This is a genomic window from Methylobacterium sp. J-048 (genome assembly GCF_022829515.1).
Classification (GTDB): domain Bacteria; phylum Pseudomonadota; class Alphaproteobacteria; order Rhizobiales; family Beijerinckiaceae; genus Methylobacterium.
In genome coordinates, this window is record NZ_JAKSYL010000143.1 from 1 (window position 1) to 645 (window position 645).

The 645-nt window shown below is 58.8% G+C and carries 1 protein-coding gene; it reads left to right on the forward strand.

The window, feature by feature from the left end; genetic code table 11:
* Nucleotides 1-255: 255 nt before the first annotated feature.
* Nucleotides 256-552, forward strand: coding sequence for a hypothetical protein (locus MKL09_RS13705; protein ID WP_244020854.1), 297 nt, complete (start codon nt 256-258; stop codon nt 550-552).
* Nucleotides 553-645: the final 93 nt, after the last annotated feature.

Here is a 645-nt window from a genome sequence, read left to right on the forward strand (position 1 = left end):
TCGGCATGGACGGCGTGATGCACCGTCCAGTCGCGCACCTCGAGCATGACGTCGCCGAGGCGCGGCTCGCGGGCGGGATACCGGTTCGCCATCTCGCGGCCGACCATGCCCCGGATGATGCGGTCCTCGTCGACGGTGCCGGCCATTGGTTGGGTTCCCAATGCCGCGAGAAGATAGAGCGTATGACGATGACAAGGCATCAAGCCGAACGCAAATAAAATTTGTGAAAAATGGCTCACCACGACTATCGCCGATGTGACCAACATAGAAAACCTTGTAGCGACCGTCGCTGGCGATGCCGAATTGGTTCAGAAGCTTATTGTTTGGTTCGCCGGTGATGCTCGGGTCGAACTCGGCCTGCTGAATGGACTTCTGGTCAATCCGAACGATGCAGCCGGGGACCATATTGCCGTTGAGCAAGCAGACGCCTTCAATGCCCTGGATGGTCTGCATCGGCAGGCCCACAAGGCCAGTGCGGCTGTTCAGAACAATCTCACCGCCGGGCAACGCCTTGTCATTCCCGAGAACTTGAAGCTTACCCTTCTGAATTGACCATGAGGTCCGGGTGGCCGCGCAGATCTGGCGTAGGTGGTCCTTCACGTTGCCGAACAGCGCAGCGCCGCGAGGGAACTTGTTCTTGGATAG